We start from the raw sequence: 15,934 nt of genomic DNA, 5'->3' as shown, positions 1-15,934 counted from the left end.
AAAAAGCATCCTCCGCAAGAAGGATGCTACTTTCTTTCTTTTGGAACGACTTGGCATACCGCAATTTGCGATTCACGGAAACATTGTTTGGCGATTTGCTCGATCTGTCCGATCGTTAATGACTGTAATACTGGAATGACATCAAACAAGCTGACTTCGTTAAACGCGTAGCGCGTAAACTGGTTGGCGATATATTCCGGAGAGTTCAGCGAGCGCAAAAACGCGCCGATTCTTTTCTTTTTCACCCGCTCTAATTGCGCGTCTGTGACGGAATCACTGGAGAAAGACAGCAATATTTGTTTTATTTCTTCGCTAAGCCGGTCCGGATCGCTCGTATCCCCGCCGACCATCGCAAAGCCAAACTCCCGCTCTTCCGTGTAATCGTACATAAACGTTTCATCAATGAGCCCAAGCTCATACAGCCGTTCATAATGTGGCGAGCTTTTCCCGAATAAATAATCTAACAAAACATTAAACGCCAACTCGTGGATTAATTTTTCTTTACCGGCCGGGTGAACCATTGGCGCCTTAATTCCGACGATGCATTTGCTCGTTTGCACATGCATCGGAATGACTTTCTTTTCTTCCGCTCTCTCTTTCGGCTCATCGTACACAAAACGCTGAATCTCACTGGCTTTGGGAAACGATTTTTTTGCTTGGTTATCACGAATCTGCTGCATAATTTTTTGTTCATCGACCGGCCCGACGATAAACAACAGCATATTGCTCGGATGGTAAAACGTTTCGTAACATTCGTATAACAATTCTTTCGTAATATGGGAAATGGATTCAACCGTGCCGGCAATGTCAATTTTCACCGGATGGTTTTGATACATGCTTTCGATGGCGCCAAAATAAACGCGCCAGTCCGGATTGTCGTCGTACATGCGGATTTCTTGGCCGATGATTCCTTTTTCTTTTTCCACCGTTTGCTCCGAAAAATACGGACTTTGCACAAAATTGATGAGCGTTTCTAAATTTTTTTCCACATTTGCCGTGCTCGAAAACAAATAGGCCGTCCGCGTAAACGAAGTGAAGGCGTTTGCCGACGCTCCTTGTTTGCTGAACTGCTGGAACACATCACCATCTTCTTTTTCGAACAATTTATGCTCTAAAAAGTGGGCGATTCCGTCCGGCACCCGTTTCATCTCCGTCTTCCCGAGCGGAACGAATTGATTGTCAACAGATCCATATTTTGCTGTAAACGTTGCGTACGTTTTATTAAACCCTTTTTTTGGCAAAATATATACATCTAACCCGTTTTCCATTTTTTCATAAAACAGCTGTTCCTGCAGCTGCTCATAGACGATTTTCTTCATCACTATTCCGTTCCCTCCATTCCGGTCAGGAAGTAAATTGTATCAAGCTCGACTTTGCTGGCAACGCGCACGATTTCTTCCCGTGATATCCGGTCTGTACCTGACAGCCATTCTTCCATTGACCGTTTCCGCTTCGCGACAACGTTATGGTAAAGGACTTCCACCAATCCGCGCGGCGTATCGATCGTTTCTAACAATTGGTTGCGGATCACTGCTTTCGTTTGCGCGATTTCTTCATCGGTAATATCGCCGTTTTTCATCGCTTCCATTTGCTTTTCAATAATTTGCAGCGCCTTTTGGTAATTTGCTGGTTCGATGCCGGATGTAACCATCAATAATCCTTTATGGCTTTCCAAACGCGAGGCGGCATAATACGCCAGGCTGGCTTTTTCGCGAACATTCATAAACAATTTAGAATGGGAAAAACCGCCAAAAATGCCGTTGAACATTTGCAGCGCATAATAATCATCGTCTTCATATGTGATGTTCGTCCGGTAGCCAATGTTCAATTTTCCTTGCTTAATATCTTGCTTTTCGATCACTTCGTTTACTTTATTCCGCTTTTTGCTTAAAACCATTTCTCCCGCTGAGGCGCGAAGTGTGCGGTTTGGCAGCGAAAAATGCGAGGCAACTGCTTCTAATACCGTTTCTTCTTGTACATCTCCGATAACGTATAAATCGATTTCGTCTTCTTGCAGCGTTTTTTTGTAATATTGAAAAAGTTCCTCTGCCGTGATGCGGTCCACATCATCTAATTCGCCGTTAGCATGCAGGGCGTACGGCTCTCCTTTGCACATTTCTTGAATCAGCCGCAAGCTTGCATACCGCATTTTATCGTCGTATACTGCTTGAATGCGCTGCTTCAGCGCCCGCTTTTCTTGCTCCACGATGCGGTCGACAAAGCGGCCATCTTGTAAGGCAGGGTGAAGAATAATGTCGCTTAACAGCTTGAGTGCATTGCGAAGAAGCGGTATTTTCTCTTGCAAAAACACTTCATTGGCTACATCGATGCGAATCGTAATAATATGGCTTTCGCCTTTTTTGGATAAATCAACATTCAACGTCGCGCCATACAGTTCATCTAAATAGGTGCGCAGCTGCTTCACGCTTGGATGCTCGGCGGTGCCGCTTTGCAGCACATACGGCAAAAGGGCGCGCAATGTCACCGTTTCTTTTGTGAGCGGCGCTTTCATTTTCCATACGAGCGTATTGGTTTTATATTTATTTGTCGGAATCGTATGGACGTTTATATTTTCTATTTCCGTTATTTTCTCATTAACCAAGCGAACTCCTCCTTTATAGCATGGACTTGCCGGTATTTTATTGTTGTGTTCATCATATCAACAATATACCTTTTATAAAACGCAAAATGCAAATAAAAGCAAAAAAAGAACTCGAACAAATATCGAGTTCTTTTCGCGATTTTTACCGTTTTCCTTTAATGTAAGGCGTGCCTGAAGCTTTCGGCGCTTCCGCACGGCCGATAAAGCCGGCAAGCGCTAAAATTGTCAGCACATATGGCGCGATCAGCAAATAGACCGTCGGTACCGTTTTTAAAAATGGAATCGTTTTTCCGACAATGCTTAAACTTTGCGCCAAACCGAAAAACAGCGCTGCTCCCATCGCACCGATCGGATGCCATTTTCCGAAAATCATCGCTGCGAGCGCCATAAAACCGTGCCCAGAAATCGTTGCATGGCTGAAATCGCGGGAAATAATCGTCGCGTACACCGCACCGCCGATTCCGCCCAGCGCTCCGCTGATCATAACGGCAATGTAACGCATTTTCGTCACATTGATTCCCAATGTATCTGCCGCCATCGGATGTTCACCGACTGCGCGCAGCCGGAGACCGAACGGCGTTTTGTAAATGACATACCAAGCGACAAACGCCAAAATAATTGCCAAATATGATGGAACGTACGTATTAGAGAAAAAGAGCGGCCCGATCACAGGAATATCGCTTAATACAGGGATATCAATTTTATCAAATCCGATTTGAATTTGGTCGGTCTGCCCTTTTCCGTACATTTTTTTGACTAAAAAGAGCGACAATCCAAGCGCTAAAAAGTTAATCGCCACACCGCTGACGACTTGATCAGCGCGAAACGAAACAGATGCAACGGCGTGGAGCAGCGAAAAAATGGTGCCGACGATCATCGCAGCAAGCAAAGCGAGCCATGGGGTAAGCGCCCCGAACGTGTCGGCAAACGTCAAGTTGAAAACGATGCTAACAAACGCTCCGATGATCATTAATCCTTCCAAACCGATGTTCACAACGCCGGACCGTTCGCTAAATACGCCACCAAGCGCGGTAAAAATAAGGGGAGCAGCAAAGAAAATGGCAGTTGGAATAATCACTTGCAATATTTCAAAGACGCTCACTTATTCCGCCCCCTTTTTCAAACGAGATAATAATAAGCGAATGACATAGCTTGACGCGACAAAGAAAATAATGAGCGCAATAATAATATCGACTAGTTCTGTCGGCACACCCGCGCTTGATGGCATTTCCAGCGCTCCAACTTTCAATGCGCCGAACAACAACGCCGATAGCAATATGCCAAATGCGTTATTTCCGCCAATCAGCGCAACCGCGATTCCATCAAATCCAACACCAGTAAAACCGGATTTCACCGAAATATTTCCGAAAGTGCCTAGCCCTTCCATTGCGCCGGCAATTCCGGCAAATGCTCCAGAAATCACCATCGATAAAATAATATTCGCTCTTACGTTCATTCCCGCGTATTGCGAAGCATGCTGGTTAAACCCGACCGCGCGCAACTCAAACCCTTTCGTCGTTTTTTCAAGGAGAAACCACATCACGACCGCGCCAATGATCGCAATGATAATGCCATAATGCACAGAAGAATGGTACGTGATGGATTCTAAAAACTCCGAGCGAAGCGACGCGCTTTCATGCACCCGCTCTGATTTAAAGCCTTCCTCCGATAAAACAGAGCGGATGATAGCGTTGGTCACATGAAGGGCAATATAGTTCATCATAATCGTAATAATCACTTCATGCACTTTTAAATATGCCTTTAAAATCCCAGGAATGAGTGCCCATAGAGATCCTGCCAGCGCTGCCGCCAAAATCGCAAGCGGCAGATGAATGGCTTTCGGCAGTTCAAACGATACGCCGACCCATACTGCCGCGAGCCAGCCGACAATGAGCTGGCCTTCCACACCGATGTTAAACAGACCGGTACGGAACGCAAATGCAACGGCAAGACCTGCCAAAATATAAGGCGTCGTCTGCCGGATCGTTTCACCAATGTAATACGGATCGCCAAACGCGCCAAACAGCAGCGCAGAATATCCTGCGATCGGATTATAGCCGCTAACCATCATCACGATCGAGCCGACGATCATCCCTAACAAAACAGCGAGCACAGGAACAAGAAAATGATTAAGCCGACTTGAATTCATGAAGATACACCTGCTTCCTTCCGTTTACTTCCCGCCATTAATAGCCCGAGTTCTTGCTCTGTCGTTTCTTTCGGATTGACAATAGCAACGATTTTTCCTTCATAAATAACGGCAATGCGGTCACTGACATTCATCACTTCATCGAGTTCAAATGAAACAAGAAGCACCGCTTTTCCTTTATCCCTCTGTTCAATCAAACGCCGGTGAATAAACTCAATTGCCCCAACGTCAAGGCCGCGCGTCGGCTGAGCGGCAATAAGCAAGTCCGGGTTGCGATCGACTTCCCGGCCGATGATCGCTTTTTGCTGGTTCCCGCCGGACAGCGCCCGCGCTTTCGTATATTCATCCGGAGTGCGCACATCAAATTCGGCAATGAGCTGGCGCGCTTTTTCATAAATTGCTTTAAAGTTCAAAATCCCGCGTTTGGAATATGGCGGTTTGTAATATGTTTGCAGCACCATATTTTCCCCAATCGGAAAATCAAGAACAAGCCCGTGCTTGTGACGGTCTTGCGGAATATGGCCGACGCCTGCTTCAATGATTTTCCGCGGCGGAATGTTCGTAATATCGCGGCCGTTCAGCAAAATCGAGCCTGATTCTACCTTCACAAGCCCTGTAAGCGCCTCGATCAGCTCCGTCTGCCCGTTGCCGTCCACCCCGGCAATGCCGACGATTTCTCCAGCATGCACCGTTAAATCAAGATGATTGACAGCGGTCACGCCGCGCGCATCTTTGACCACCAAATCTTTGATTTCAAGCACCGGTTTGCCAGGCTGTGCCGGTTTCTTTTCTGTTTTAAACTGGACTTCGCGGCCGACCATAAGAGAGGCGAGCTCGTTTGGATTCGTTTCCGCAACGTTTAACGTAGCGATTCCCTTTCCGCGGCGAATGACCGTGACGCGGTCGCACACCTCCATAATTTCTTTTAATTTGTGGGTAATTAAAATAATTGATTTTCCTTCTTTAACTAATTTTTTCATAATTTGAATGAGTTCGTGTATTTCCTGCGGAGTTAACACCGCCGTTGGTTCGTCAAAAATTAAAATGTCGGCGCCACGGTACAATGTTTTTAAAATTTCAACGCGCTGCTGCATCCCGACGGAAATATCAGCGATTTTCGCCGCCGGATCTACCGCAAGCCCGTATCGTTCCGACAGTTCGCGCACTTCTTGTTCTGCCCGTTTTATATCAATGGCGCCGCCTTTTGTCGGCTCGCTTCCTAAAATAATATTTTCCGTTACCGTAAACGTATCAACAAGCATAAAATGCTGGTGCACCATGCCAATTCCGAGTTCATTCGCAACATTCGGGTCAGTGATGTTAACTTTTTTTCCTTTAACGCGAATCTCACCTCCATCCGGCTGGTAAAGGCCAAACAGCACGTTCATGAGCGTCGATTTTCCAGCCCCATTTTCCCCCAGGAGCGCATGAATCTCTCCCTTTTTTAACTGCAACGTTATATTGTCGTTTGCGACAAAATTGCCAAACACCTTTCGAATATTCAACATTTCAATGACATATTCCAAATAAATTCACTCCTTACTTGGGCAAGGTAAAATCATAAAATGGAAAGAGGCAATGAACTTGAATTGCGGCTTTTCATTTTATGATTTTTGGGCGAACAAAAAGGCTAGCGGAAACACTAGCCTTTTTATTCAATTATTTTAAGGACGCTTCAAATTGTTTGTATTCTTTGCGGGTCATTGGAACTTTTACTTCACCTTTAACAATTTTTTGTTTCCATTCATCAACTGCTTTTAACACTTCTGGCTTAATGTTGTCTTGTGTTGGCGCAATGCCGACTCCGTTTTCCGGAAGACCGTATTCAAGCGTTTTTCCGCCAGGGAAATCGCCTTCTTTGGAACGTTTTGCGACGTCATATACGGCAACGTCGACCCGTTTCACCATTGATGTTAATGTCACGTTATATGTTTTTCCGCCTACTTTCACGACGCCTTCTGGTGCTTGGTCTTTGTCAACGCCAATCACCCAAATTTCGCGGTTCGGGTCTTTCTTTTTCAAGTCTTTCGCTTCGGAAAATACGCCGTTTCCTGTTCCGCCAGCGGCATGGTAAATGACGTCAATGCCGGAAGCGTACATGCTTGATGCAATCGCTTTTCCTTTATCCGCTTGGTCAAATGCGCCGGCATATTGCACTTCCACTGTGGCGTTCGGATTAACCGCTTTAACTCCAGCGCGGAATCCGCTTTCAAACTTCTCAATTAACGGAATTTCCATGCCACCGATAAAGCCGATTTTATTCGTTTTGGTCGTCAGCCCAGCAACAACCCCGACAAGGAACGAACCTTCGTGCTCTTTAAACGTAATGCTCGCCACATTTGGCTCATCAACGACCGTATCGACGATCGCAAATTGCTTCTTCGGATTTTGTTCAGCCACTTCTTTGACAGCATCTCCCATTAAATATCCGATTCCATAAATGACGTCAAAATCGCTGCGCACAAGTTTATTTAAGTTCGTCGCATAGTCGGCGTCGCTAGATGACTGCAAGTAATCGTAACCGCCTCTGCCTTTTTTCAGCCCATTATCTTTCCCGAATTTTTGCAATCCTTCCCATGCTGACTGGTTAAAAGATCTGTCGTCAATACCGCCAACATCTGTTACCATCGCAACGCTAAACGTGTCTTTGCCGCCGGCATTATCGCCTCCTTGCCCGCCACATGCACTTAGCAGCATGCCTGCCGTCAAAACAAGGGAAAGGGCGAAGCCAAATCGTTTTTTCATTATAAAATTACCCCCTAATCCAATAAAAGATATGATGCTTTCTCATCCTATGCTTATTATGAGATAAAACGGTCTTAATATCCCTTATGGATGTCACCTCCTTAAAAATTAATCCGTTTTCGCAGCACATGGAAGCTAAATTTATCAGAGCGGAAATAGTTAATCGAATAGAAAATCGGTTCATCATTTTTATCAAAATGCATTTGCTTTAATACGAGCAATGCAGTTTCCGGCTCGCATTGCAAAATCGGCGAAACTTTCTCGTGGTAGCCGAGCGGTTCGATGCGGGCTACGGCATAAGCGATATCGCGGTTCGCCTGATTATGTAAATTTTCGAACAAAGACTCCTGCTCATAAGAAATTCCTTTCGGCAAATATTTGCATAAAATTTTATCAATACAATAGACGACAGGCTCCCCGTCAGCGGTGCGGACGCGCTCGATCAAAAGGATGTCATCATCTGCCGAGCATTGAAATTTCCGCATATCCTCTTCCGTCGGCTCTTGCACCGAAGAAGATAAAAAGATCGTCCCAGGCTTTCGGCCCGCTTGCCGGATCATATCAGTAACGCTGTTAAGCTGCTCGATCCCAGACGTGAATAGCGGTCTTGAGTTCACAAACGTTCCGACACCATGCCGGCGAATGATAACGTTTTCTTCTTCCAACACGCGCAATGCTTCGCGCAATGTTGCCCGGCTGACACCAAGCTGTTTCGCTAATTCAAACTCCGAGGGAAGCTTTTGCTTTTCTTTATACACGCCTGTTTCGATATCATGCTTAATCCGATCAATCACTTGTAAGTATAAGTGCCGGTTATCTGATTTAATGGACATTATAAAGGCCCCCATTTTTCCATTTTACAGATATCAGACCTCTGACGTTTGACGTTAGACATATAACCTTTCCGTGATTACTATATCATTTTTTTTTGAATAAATAAATAGCAAATAAAAATTTTGTCGATAAAAGTAAAAAAATCGGTTGATAGCGGTTTCAATATGACATATTTTTCAGGGAACAGGCAACACATTTGCCTGCTTCCCTATGATGTTTTAACATTTTCTTTCGGGATGAGCACGGCGCGAGGCTTGCTTCCTTCGTACGGCCCAACGACTCCGCGCGCTTCCATCGCATCAATGAGGCGCGCCGCGCGATTATAGCCGATGCGAAAACGCCGCTGTAGCATGGAAACCGAAGCGCTTTGCATCTCGACAACAAGCCGGACCGCTTCCTCGTACAATTCATCCTCGAATTCTTCACCATCATTATTCTCTTCGTTTATGATCATTTCTTCATAGTATTGTGCTTTTTGCTGGGAAATAACAAAATCGACAACCTCTTCGACTTCTTCGTCGGAAACAAACGCCCCTTGCACGCGCACCGGCTTGGAAGCGCCCATCGGCAAAAACAGCATATCGCCGCGACCAAGCAATTTTTCCGCTCCTCCCATATCCAAAATCGTCCGCGAATCGGTTTGCGAAGAAACGCTAAAAGCGATCCGTGACGGAATGTTTGCCTTAATGACGCCGGTAATGACATCAACGGAAGGGCGCTGTGTCGCAATAATGAGATGGATTCCCGCCGCACGCGCCATTTGTGCCAAACGCGTTATCGAATCTTCGACATCAGAAGAAGCGACCATCATTAAGTCCGCCAGCTCATCAATGATGACAACGATGTAAGGAAGGAGCGGCAGTTGTTCTTCCGCTTCTTGGTTATGGCGCCGCACATATTCATTATATCCTTCAATATTCCGTGTGCCTGTATGTGAAAATAATTCATACCGTCTTTCCATTTCCTGGACTACTTTTTTTAGCGCTTGTGACGCTTTTTTCGGATTTGTCACCACCGGGGCTAACAAATGCGGTATGCCGTTATAGACACTTAATTCCACCATTTTCGGGTCAATCATCATCAATTTTACTTCATGCGGCTTTGTGCGCATAAGCAAGCTGACGATGATTCCGTTAATACATACGCTTTTCCCGCTTCCGGTTGCTCCGGCGATTAATAAATGCGGCATTTTGTTCAGTTCGGCAACGACAACTTCTCCGGAAATGTCGCGGCCTAACGGGATTAATAGTTTCGCCTCTTGTTTGTAATGGTCAATTGCTTCAAGCACTTCCCTTAAAGAAACGGTCGCAATTTCTTCATTAGGAACTTCAATGCCGATCGCTGATTTTCCCGGAATCGGCGCTTCAATGCGAATGTCTTTCGCAGCAAGGGCCAGTGCAAGATCATCGCTTAAACTGACAATTTTGCTGACTTTCACGCCAACGTCCGGATATACTTCATATTTCGTGACCGCAGGGCCGAGGTGCACTTGCGTCACTTTCGCCTTTACGCCAAAGCTTTGAAAGGTTTTTTCCAGCTTGCGCGCATTTGCGTAAATGTTTGCATGATCTTTCGCTTGGCTTGTTTGTTTCGGAAGACGGAGCAAATCAAGCGGCGGAAGCTGATAATCGGCGTTTTCCATTTCGGAAAACGCCAGCGGCGGAGACTCCTCTTCCTCCGCGCTTTCCGCTTTTTCTTGCTCCCGTTCTTGTTCTATCTCATTAGAGCGCACGGCAGTAAAATCAGAAATAATCGGCGGCGGAGAGAGCGTTTCCCCCTCTTGCTGCGCGGTTGGTTCCGGTGTTTTTGGTTTGCGCCGTTTCCGTTTTTGCGCTTTGCCGCCCCAATGTTTTACATCCGCCACAAATGTTTGCCATTGCCGCTGCAGAAAAGACACGAGCATTGCCACCGCTTTTCCTACCGTTTCGCGCAACGGTTTTCCCGTAATGAAAACCATCCCGATGACAAAGAGGAAAAAACAAATCCATTTTGTGCCGAGTTCATCAAATAATTGATAACTGGCAGCAAAGAAAAACGCGCCGATCATTCCTCCGCCTAAATCGGCACCATCCGATTTGCCGCGCACTTCGTCCCAAAACAATTCCCACGTCGTGCGAATGATGCTAGGGTCAAATTGGCCGCGTCGAGACAACAAAGCGAATAATGTTTCATGACTAAGCAATAACAGTGATGAAATGATAATATATGAACCGAGGAGAACCCGATGGGTAAACGAAGGCCAGCGCCGCTTCCAAATGACATAAAATGACAACAGAAATAAGGCTACAAACAATAGCATATACCATTCTCCAAAGAAAAAGCGCGCGATGAATACGAGCGTCTTTCCGACTAGCCCAAGGCGCGCCATCGCGATGACGGAAATTGCCAACATTGCAAGGCCAATCAGTTCCAACTGAAACGTTTCCTTCCAATGCTGTTTCGACCGTCTCGCTTTTTTTTGCCGTTTCCGTTTTGCCACCATCATTCACTCCAATAAACAAACTCAAAGATGGGAAAAAAGCAGCCAAGTCTGGCTGCTTTTTTCCGTTTGTTTATTTATTATACCATGAATGGGCGCGGAATTCACTACGATGTTGCTGCAGACCTTGGGAATCTTGTCCCCGGCGCATATTTTTGTTCCAAAAAATGAAACGGGTTTGTGCTTAAATTTCGCACTATTTCATATTCGTCTGTTTTCGTCTTTTGCACAAGAAACGGAATTCCCTCATAAAGCACTGTTGTTTGTTTTTCGTACTCTTCTGCCGCCGCTTGGAAGACAAGATGCTCCGGCATGATCGTATATAAAATCATTGGATCATCTTCCTTTCACCAGATTGGTTCAGTTCAATCAGCTCACGCAACTTATTCATCGCTTTGGAAACACCGCCGACTTCATCAATAAGCCCGTATTTCACTGCATCAGGGCCGACAACGTTTGTGCCGATATCGCGCGTTAAATTTCCTTTCGAAAACATAAGCTCCTTAAACTTTTCTTCGGTTATTTTTGAATGTTTGGTGACAAACCGGACCACCCGCTCTTGCATTTTATCCAAATATTCAAACGTCTGCGGAACGCCGATAACTAATCCGGTCAAGCGAATCGGATGAATCGTCATCGTTGCCGTTTCGGTAATAAATGAATAATCACAAGAAACGGCAATCGGCACACCAATCGAATGGCCGCCGCCCAGCACGATCGAAACGGTCGGCTTCGATAAAGAAGCGAGCATTTCCGCGATGGCTAGTCCTGCTTCGACATCTCCGCCCACCGTATTTAAAATCACAAGCAGCCCCTCGATGTTTTGGTTTTGCTCAATTGCAACTATTTGCGGAATAACATGTTCGTATTTTGTCGTCTTATTTTGCGGCGGCAGTTGAATATGCCCCTCAATTTGCCCGACAATCGTCAAACAGTGAATGTTCGTATCAGGCGTCATTTGTGGGACGTTTGTTTGGCCTAGCTGTTGAATCGCTGATGTTGCTTGCTCTTCCTTTGTTTCTTGTTCTTCTTCTGATTGTATGTGGCTCTTTTTTTCCATCTACATTCTCCTTTCTTTCCATCGTACGTTTAGTATGCTCGAACTGGAAAGAAAAATGCCGATAGGAAATTTCCTTTCCTATCGGCACGGTTCGTTGACTTTGAGCATGATCATATTATACTTCCATAATAATCGGCAAAATCATTGGTTTGCGTTTTGTTTTTTCAAATAAAAATTGGCTCAATGCTTCGCGAACGTTGGATTTTAGCGAAGACCATTCGATCACATAAGTTTGCAAACATTTATTCACGATATTTGCTACGATTTTCGTCGCTTCATCAAGCAATGTTTCGGATTCTCTTACATAGACAAAACCGCGCGAAATAATCTCCGGCCCTGCGATAATTTTTTTCGATTCTTTGCTTAATGTGACAACAACGATTAAAATCCCATCTTGCGAGAGGAGACGCCGATCTCTTAAAACGATGTTACCAACATCGCCAATGCCAAGACCGTCAATTAAAATGTTGCCGTACGGAACTTTTCCGCCAGGACGAGCTACACCGTTGCGAAACTCAATGACATCCCCTTTGTCGATCAAAAATGTTCTTTCTTCAGAGATGCCAACCGCTTTCGCAAGATTGGCGTGCGCCTTTTGCATCCGATATTCGCCGTGAACAGGAATAAAATATTTCGGTTTCATCAAATTAAGCATTAACTTTAATTCTTCCTGACATCCGTGTCCCGAAACATGCACTTTTCTCTCGCGGTAAACGACATTCGCTCCGGCGCGATACAACGAATCAATCGTTTTGGAAAAAATTAATTCATATCCTGGCATCACCGATGCCGCAACGATGACGGTATCCCCTTTTTTGATGTTGACTTGCTTATGCGCTTGTTTTGCCATGCGGGCCAATGCGCTCATCGGCTCGCCATGCCCGCCGGTCGTCAAAATAATCAATTCTTTATCATCATAGCGGTCAATGTCATGAATGGAAATAGTCACTTTTTCAGGAAGATGTAAATATCCTAGCCGAACAGCAATATCCATCACTTTATGCAGCGTTTTTCCCACAACGGCAACTTTCCGTCCGTACTGCTTTGCCGCATTCAACACTTGTTGAATTCTTGTAACGTTTGACGCATAACAAGCAACAAACACCCGGCCACCCGCATTATAGATCACATCGGCAATTTCCTGGGCAACAACCGTATCCGATCCCGTATATCCCGGTCTTTCCGCGTTTGTGCTATCGGATAATAAGCAAAGCACTCCTTGTTCACCAATTTGCGCCATTTTTCCTAAATCCGCCCGGTTTTTGCCGTATGGAGTCTGGTCAAATTTAAAGTCGCTCGTATAAACGATGGCGCCTTGGGACGTATGAATGCTAATTCCAACCGAATCAGGAATGCTGTGAATCGTCCGGAAAAACGTCACTTTCGCCTTATCAAAGAAAATTTCCGAGTCGGAGCGAATTTCGATCAGTTTTGCGTTTGTAACTCCTTGTTCCTTTAAAATCGATTCTGCCAATCCTAACGTAAGCTTCGTTCCGTACACTGGCACCGTAATTTTTTTCAGCACATAAGCAATAGCGCCGATATGTTCCTCATGTCCGTGTGTTAAAAAAATGGCTTTAATGCGGTCTTGGCGTTCCACGAGATAGCTAATGTCGGGGATTACTTTATCAATGCCAAGCATCTCATCTTCAGGGAACATGACGCCGGCATCGATGACCAATATGTCATCATCCAGCTCGACCACATACATGTTCTTGCCGATTTCCCCGACTCCCCCAAGGGAAAAAATCCTTATTTTCTCTACTTGTTTCGTTCTCAATGCTACGTCCTCCTATGATGATTACTAACCCGCTCAAAGTCACTTGATTTTATTATAACTGATGGGAGTTTTTGAATACAAGATTGATGATGGGGTGCTTTCTTCACAAAAAAACCAACCCACATAAAGTGGGTTGGTTTTTTAATCATAGTGTATTTAATAGGTTCATTAGTTCGATGCGCTCTTGTTCGGTAAGCGGGACGAGCGGCAGGCGCACGGACCCGACATCTAATCCCTTCAGCTGTAGCGCTGTTTTTACCGGTACAGGACTTGGCGCGGCAAACAGCCCTTTCATGATCGGCAGCAGTTTTTGATGCAGCTTTGCCGCTTTGGCAATCTCGCCGGCTTCGAAAGCGGCGATCATTTGTTGCATTTCATTGCCGATAATATGGGAAGCAACGGACACAACGCCAGCGCCGCCAATCGACAATACTGGAAGCGTAATGCTGTCGTCGCCGCTGTAAAGGAGAAAGTCATCGCGCGTCCGGGCAATAATTTCCGTCATCGCATCCAAATTGCCGCTTGCGTCTTTCACGGCAACGATATTTGGAATTTCCGAAAGACGGACAATCGTATCGACAGCAATGTTCACGACAGAACGCCCAGGAATGTTGTAAAGCATCACCGGAAGTGACGTGCTTTCGGCAATCGCTTTGAAATGCTGATACAAACCTTCTTGATTCGGCTTATTATAGTACGGCGCCACCAACATTACGGCATCGACGCCGATTTCCTCCGCTTTTTTTGTCAGTTCAATCGATGCGCGCGTATTGTTGCTTCCCGTTCCGGCAATCACCGGGACCCGCCCGTTTACAACGGAAACGACATGGCGGAACAAAGCGATTTTTTCTTCCGCTGTTAATGTTGGCGATTCGCCTGTCGTCCCGGCAACAACGAGCGAATCGGTCCCGTTTTCAAGCAAATAGTCGATAAGCTTTGTCGTCTTCGCAAAATCGACATTGCCTTTACGGTCAAACGGTGTTACCATCGCTGTCACGATTTTTCCAAATTGGACCAATGCTTTCACTCCCTACTCCATTTAATCAATCGCATTTCCACGCCGGCTCTTCAGAGAGATGAAACGCGTCATGCAGCGCGTTCACCGCTTTTTTCATATCTTCTTCTTTCACTAATACCCAAATGGTCGTATGACTATCGGCCGATTGCAAAATTTGAATTCCTTGTTCTGAAAGGGCCGTCACGATTTTTGCCGTCACCCCAGGGACGCCGGCGATCCCTGCGCCGACGGTCGATACTTTCGCACATCCTGTTGTAACGATCGGCTCATAGCCGATGCGGCGCAGAGCAGCGACCGCCCGCTCTGTCATTTCGCCGGAAACCGTATAAACAACACCGTTTGGCGAGATATTAATAAAGTCGACGCTAATTTCTTCATTGGCCATTGCCTTAAAAACATCAGACTGCAGCTCGTAATGCCCTTCTTTTGCCTGCACTTTAATTTGCGTAAGATTGGAAACGTAAGTGATGCCCGTCACTAACCGCTCTTTCACATCGCTTCCTTTCTTCGAGCGGATCGAAGATGTGACGAGCGTTCCTAAAGAATCGGAATAGGTTGAACGAACACGCAAAGGAATTTTTGCCTGCATCGCAATTTCGACGGCGCGCGGATGAATGACTTTTGCCCCTTGATAGGCCATGTTGCAAATTTCTGTGTATGTGACGACATCGAGCGGGCGGGCGTTTTCGACAATGCGCGGATCGGCGGTCATAACCCCCTCGACATCCGTAAAAATATCAACCCATTCGGCGTTCAGCGCCGCGCCGAGCGCCGCTGCGGACGTATCGCTTCCGCCGCGGCCGAGCGTCGTAATATCGCCGTTTTCCGCTGCGCCTTGAAAGCCGGCAACGACAACGACGTCGTATTCGTTCAACGCTTCAAGCACGCGCTCACAGCGCATTTCAATAATTTTTGCGTTCGTATGGTCGCTGTTCGTGCGAAATCCTGCTTGCGCGCCGGTAAATGCGGTTGCTTTTATTCCATGCTTGTTTAATAAGTTTGTAAAAACGACGCTGGAAATAATTTCACCACAAGCCATCAGCATATCTTGTTCGCGCTTCGTGACGTAATTGTCAGCTCCGCCGATGAGGCTAAGGAGCGTATCCGTTGCGTACGGCTCCCCTTTCCGCCCCATCGCCGAGACGACAACAACTACTTTATAACCGTCTTCCAGCGCTTTTTCAATATGTTTGCGTGCGAAATCACGCCCGCGTTCATCACGGACGGACGTGCCGCCAAATTTCTGAACGATAATTTTCATGTTAAC

13 protein-coding genes are annotated in these 15,934 nt (G+C 46.0%); all 13 read right to left on the bottom strand.

What is annotated here, in order from left to right; translation table 11 throughout:
• Positions 1-26 precede the first annotated feature (26 nt).
• Positions 27-1,319 (bottom strand): EF-P 5-aminopentanol modification-associated protein YfmH, encoded by a 1,293-nt coding sequence (yfmH, locus tag AOT13_RS09440; RefSeq protein WP_042383363.1) that lies wholly within the window; start codon positions 1,317-1,319, stop codon positions 27-29.
• A 2-nt stretch (positions 1,320-1,321) separates the two neighbouring features.
• Positions 1,322-2,602, bottom strand: a complete 1,281-nt coding sequence (yfmF, locus tag AOT13_RS09435) for an EF-P 5-aminopentanol modification-associated protein YfmF (protein ID WP_003251618.1) — start codon at positions 2,600-2,602, stop codon at positions 1,322-1,324.
• A gap of 142 nt (positions 2,603-2,744) precedes the next feature.
• Positions 2,745-3,704: an ABC transporter permease gene (locus AOT13_RS09430; RefSeq protein ID WP_003251620.1), complete on the bottom strand. Its 960-nt coding sequence runs from the start codon at positions 3,702-3,704 to the stop codon at positions 2,745-2,747.
• Positions 3,705-4,751, bottom strand: coding sequence for an ABC transporter permease (locus tag AOT13_RS09425; protein WP_003251621.1), 1,047 nt, complete (start codon positions 4,749-4,751; stop codon positions 3,705-3,707).
• On the bottom strand, positions 4,748-6,277 hold the full coding sequence (locus AOT13_RS09420) for an ABC transporter ATP-binding protein (RefSeq protein ID WP_003251623.1): 1,530 nt from the start codon (positions 6,275-6,277) through the stop codon (positions 4,748-4,750). Before AOT13_RS09420 ends, AOT13_RS09425 begins: the two co-directional genes overlap by 4 nt.
• 133 nt (positions 6,278-6,410) lie before the next feature.
• Positions 6,411-7,496 (bottom strand): BMP family lipoprotein, encoded by a 1,086-nt coding sequence (locus tag AOT13_RS09415; protein WP_003251624.1) that lies wholly within the window; start codon positions 7,494-7,496, stop codon positions 6,411-6,413.
• 101 nt (positions 7,497-7,597) lie between these two features.
• Positions 7,598-8,329, bottom strand: a complete 732-nt coding sequence (locus tag AOT13_RS09410) for a GntR family transcriptional regulator (RefSeq protein WP_003251625.1) — start codon at positions 8,327-8,329, stop codon at positions 7,598-7,600.
• A 209-nt stretch (positions 8,330-8,538) separates the two neighbouring features.
• On the bottom strand, positions 8,539-10,812 hold the full coding sequence (locus tag AOT13_RS09405; protein WP_042383281.1) for a DNA translocase FtsK: 2,274 nt from the start codon (positions 10,810-10,812) through the stop codon (positions 8,539-8,541).
• Between the two features lie 104 nt (positions 10,813-10,916).
• Positions 10,917-11,141, bottom strand: a complete 225-nt coding sequence (locus AOT13_RS09400; RefSeq protein ID WP_003251629.1) for a YlzJ-like family protein — start codon at positions 11,139-11,141, stop codon at positions 10,917-10,919.
• Entirely contained in the window at positions 11,138-11,869 is a 732-nt protein-coding gene (locus tag AOT13_RS09395) for a ClpP family protease (protein ID WP_003251631.1), read from the bottom strand. Before AOT13_RS09395 ends, AOT13_RS09400 begins: the two co-directional genes overlap by 4 nt.
• Before the next feature lie 115 nt (positions 11,870-11,984).
• A complete protein-coding gene (locus AOT13_RS09390; protein ID WP_003251634.1) occupies positions 11,985-13,649 on the bottom strand; it encodes a ribonuclease J in 1,665 nt (554 codons plus the stop codon).
• A gap of 145 nt (positions 13,650-13,794) precedes the next feature.
• Positions 13,795-14,667 (bottom strand): 4-hydroxy-tetrahydrodipicolinate synthase, encoded by an 873-nt coding sequence (gene dapA / locus AOT13_RS09385; protein WP_003251636.1) that lies wholly within the window; start codon positions 14,665-14,667, stop codon positions 13,795-13,797.
• 25 nt (positions 14,668-14,692) lie between these two features.
• Entirely contained in the window at positions 14,693-15,928 is a 1,236-nt protein-coding gene (gene dapG / locus AOT13_RS09380; RefSeq protein ID WP_003251639.1) for an aspartate kinase, read from the bottom strand.
• Between the last annotated feature and the right edge of the window lie 6 nt (positions 15,929-15,934).

Origin of the sequence: Parageobacillus thermoglucosidasius, from assembly GCF_001295365.1 — a bacterium.
Taxonomy (GTDB): Bacteria; Bacillota; Bacilli; order Bacillales; family Anoxybacillaceae; genus Parageobacillus; species Parageobacillus thermoglucosidasius.
The sequence above is the reverse complement of the archived record's forward strand: the minus strand, read 5'-3'. Positions and strand labels throughout refer to the sequence as shown.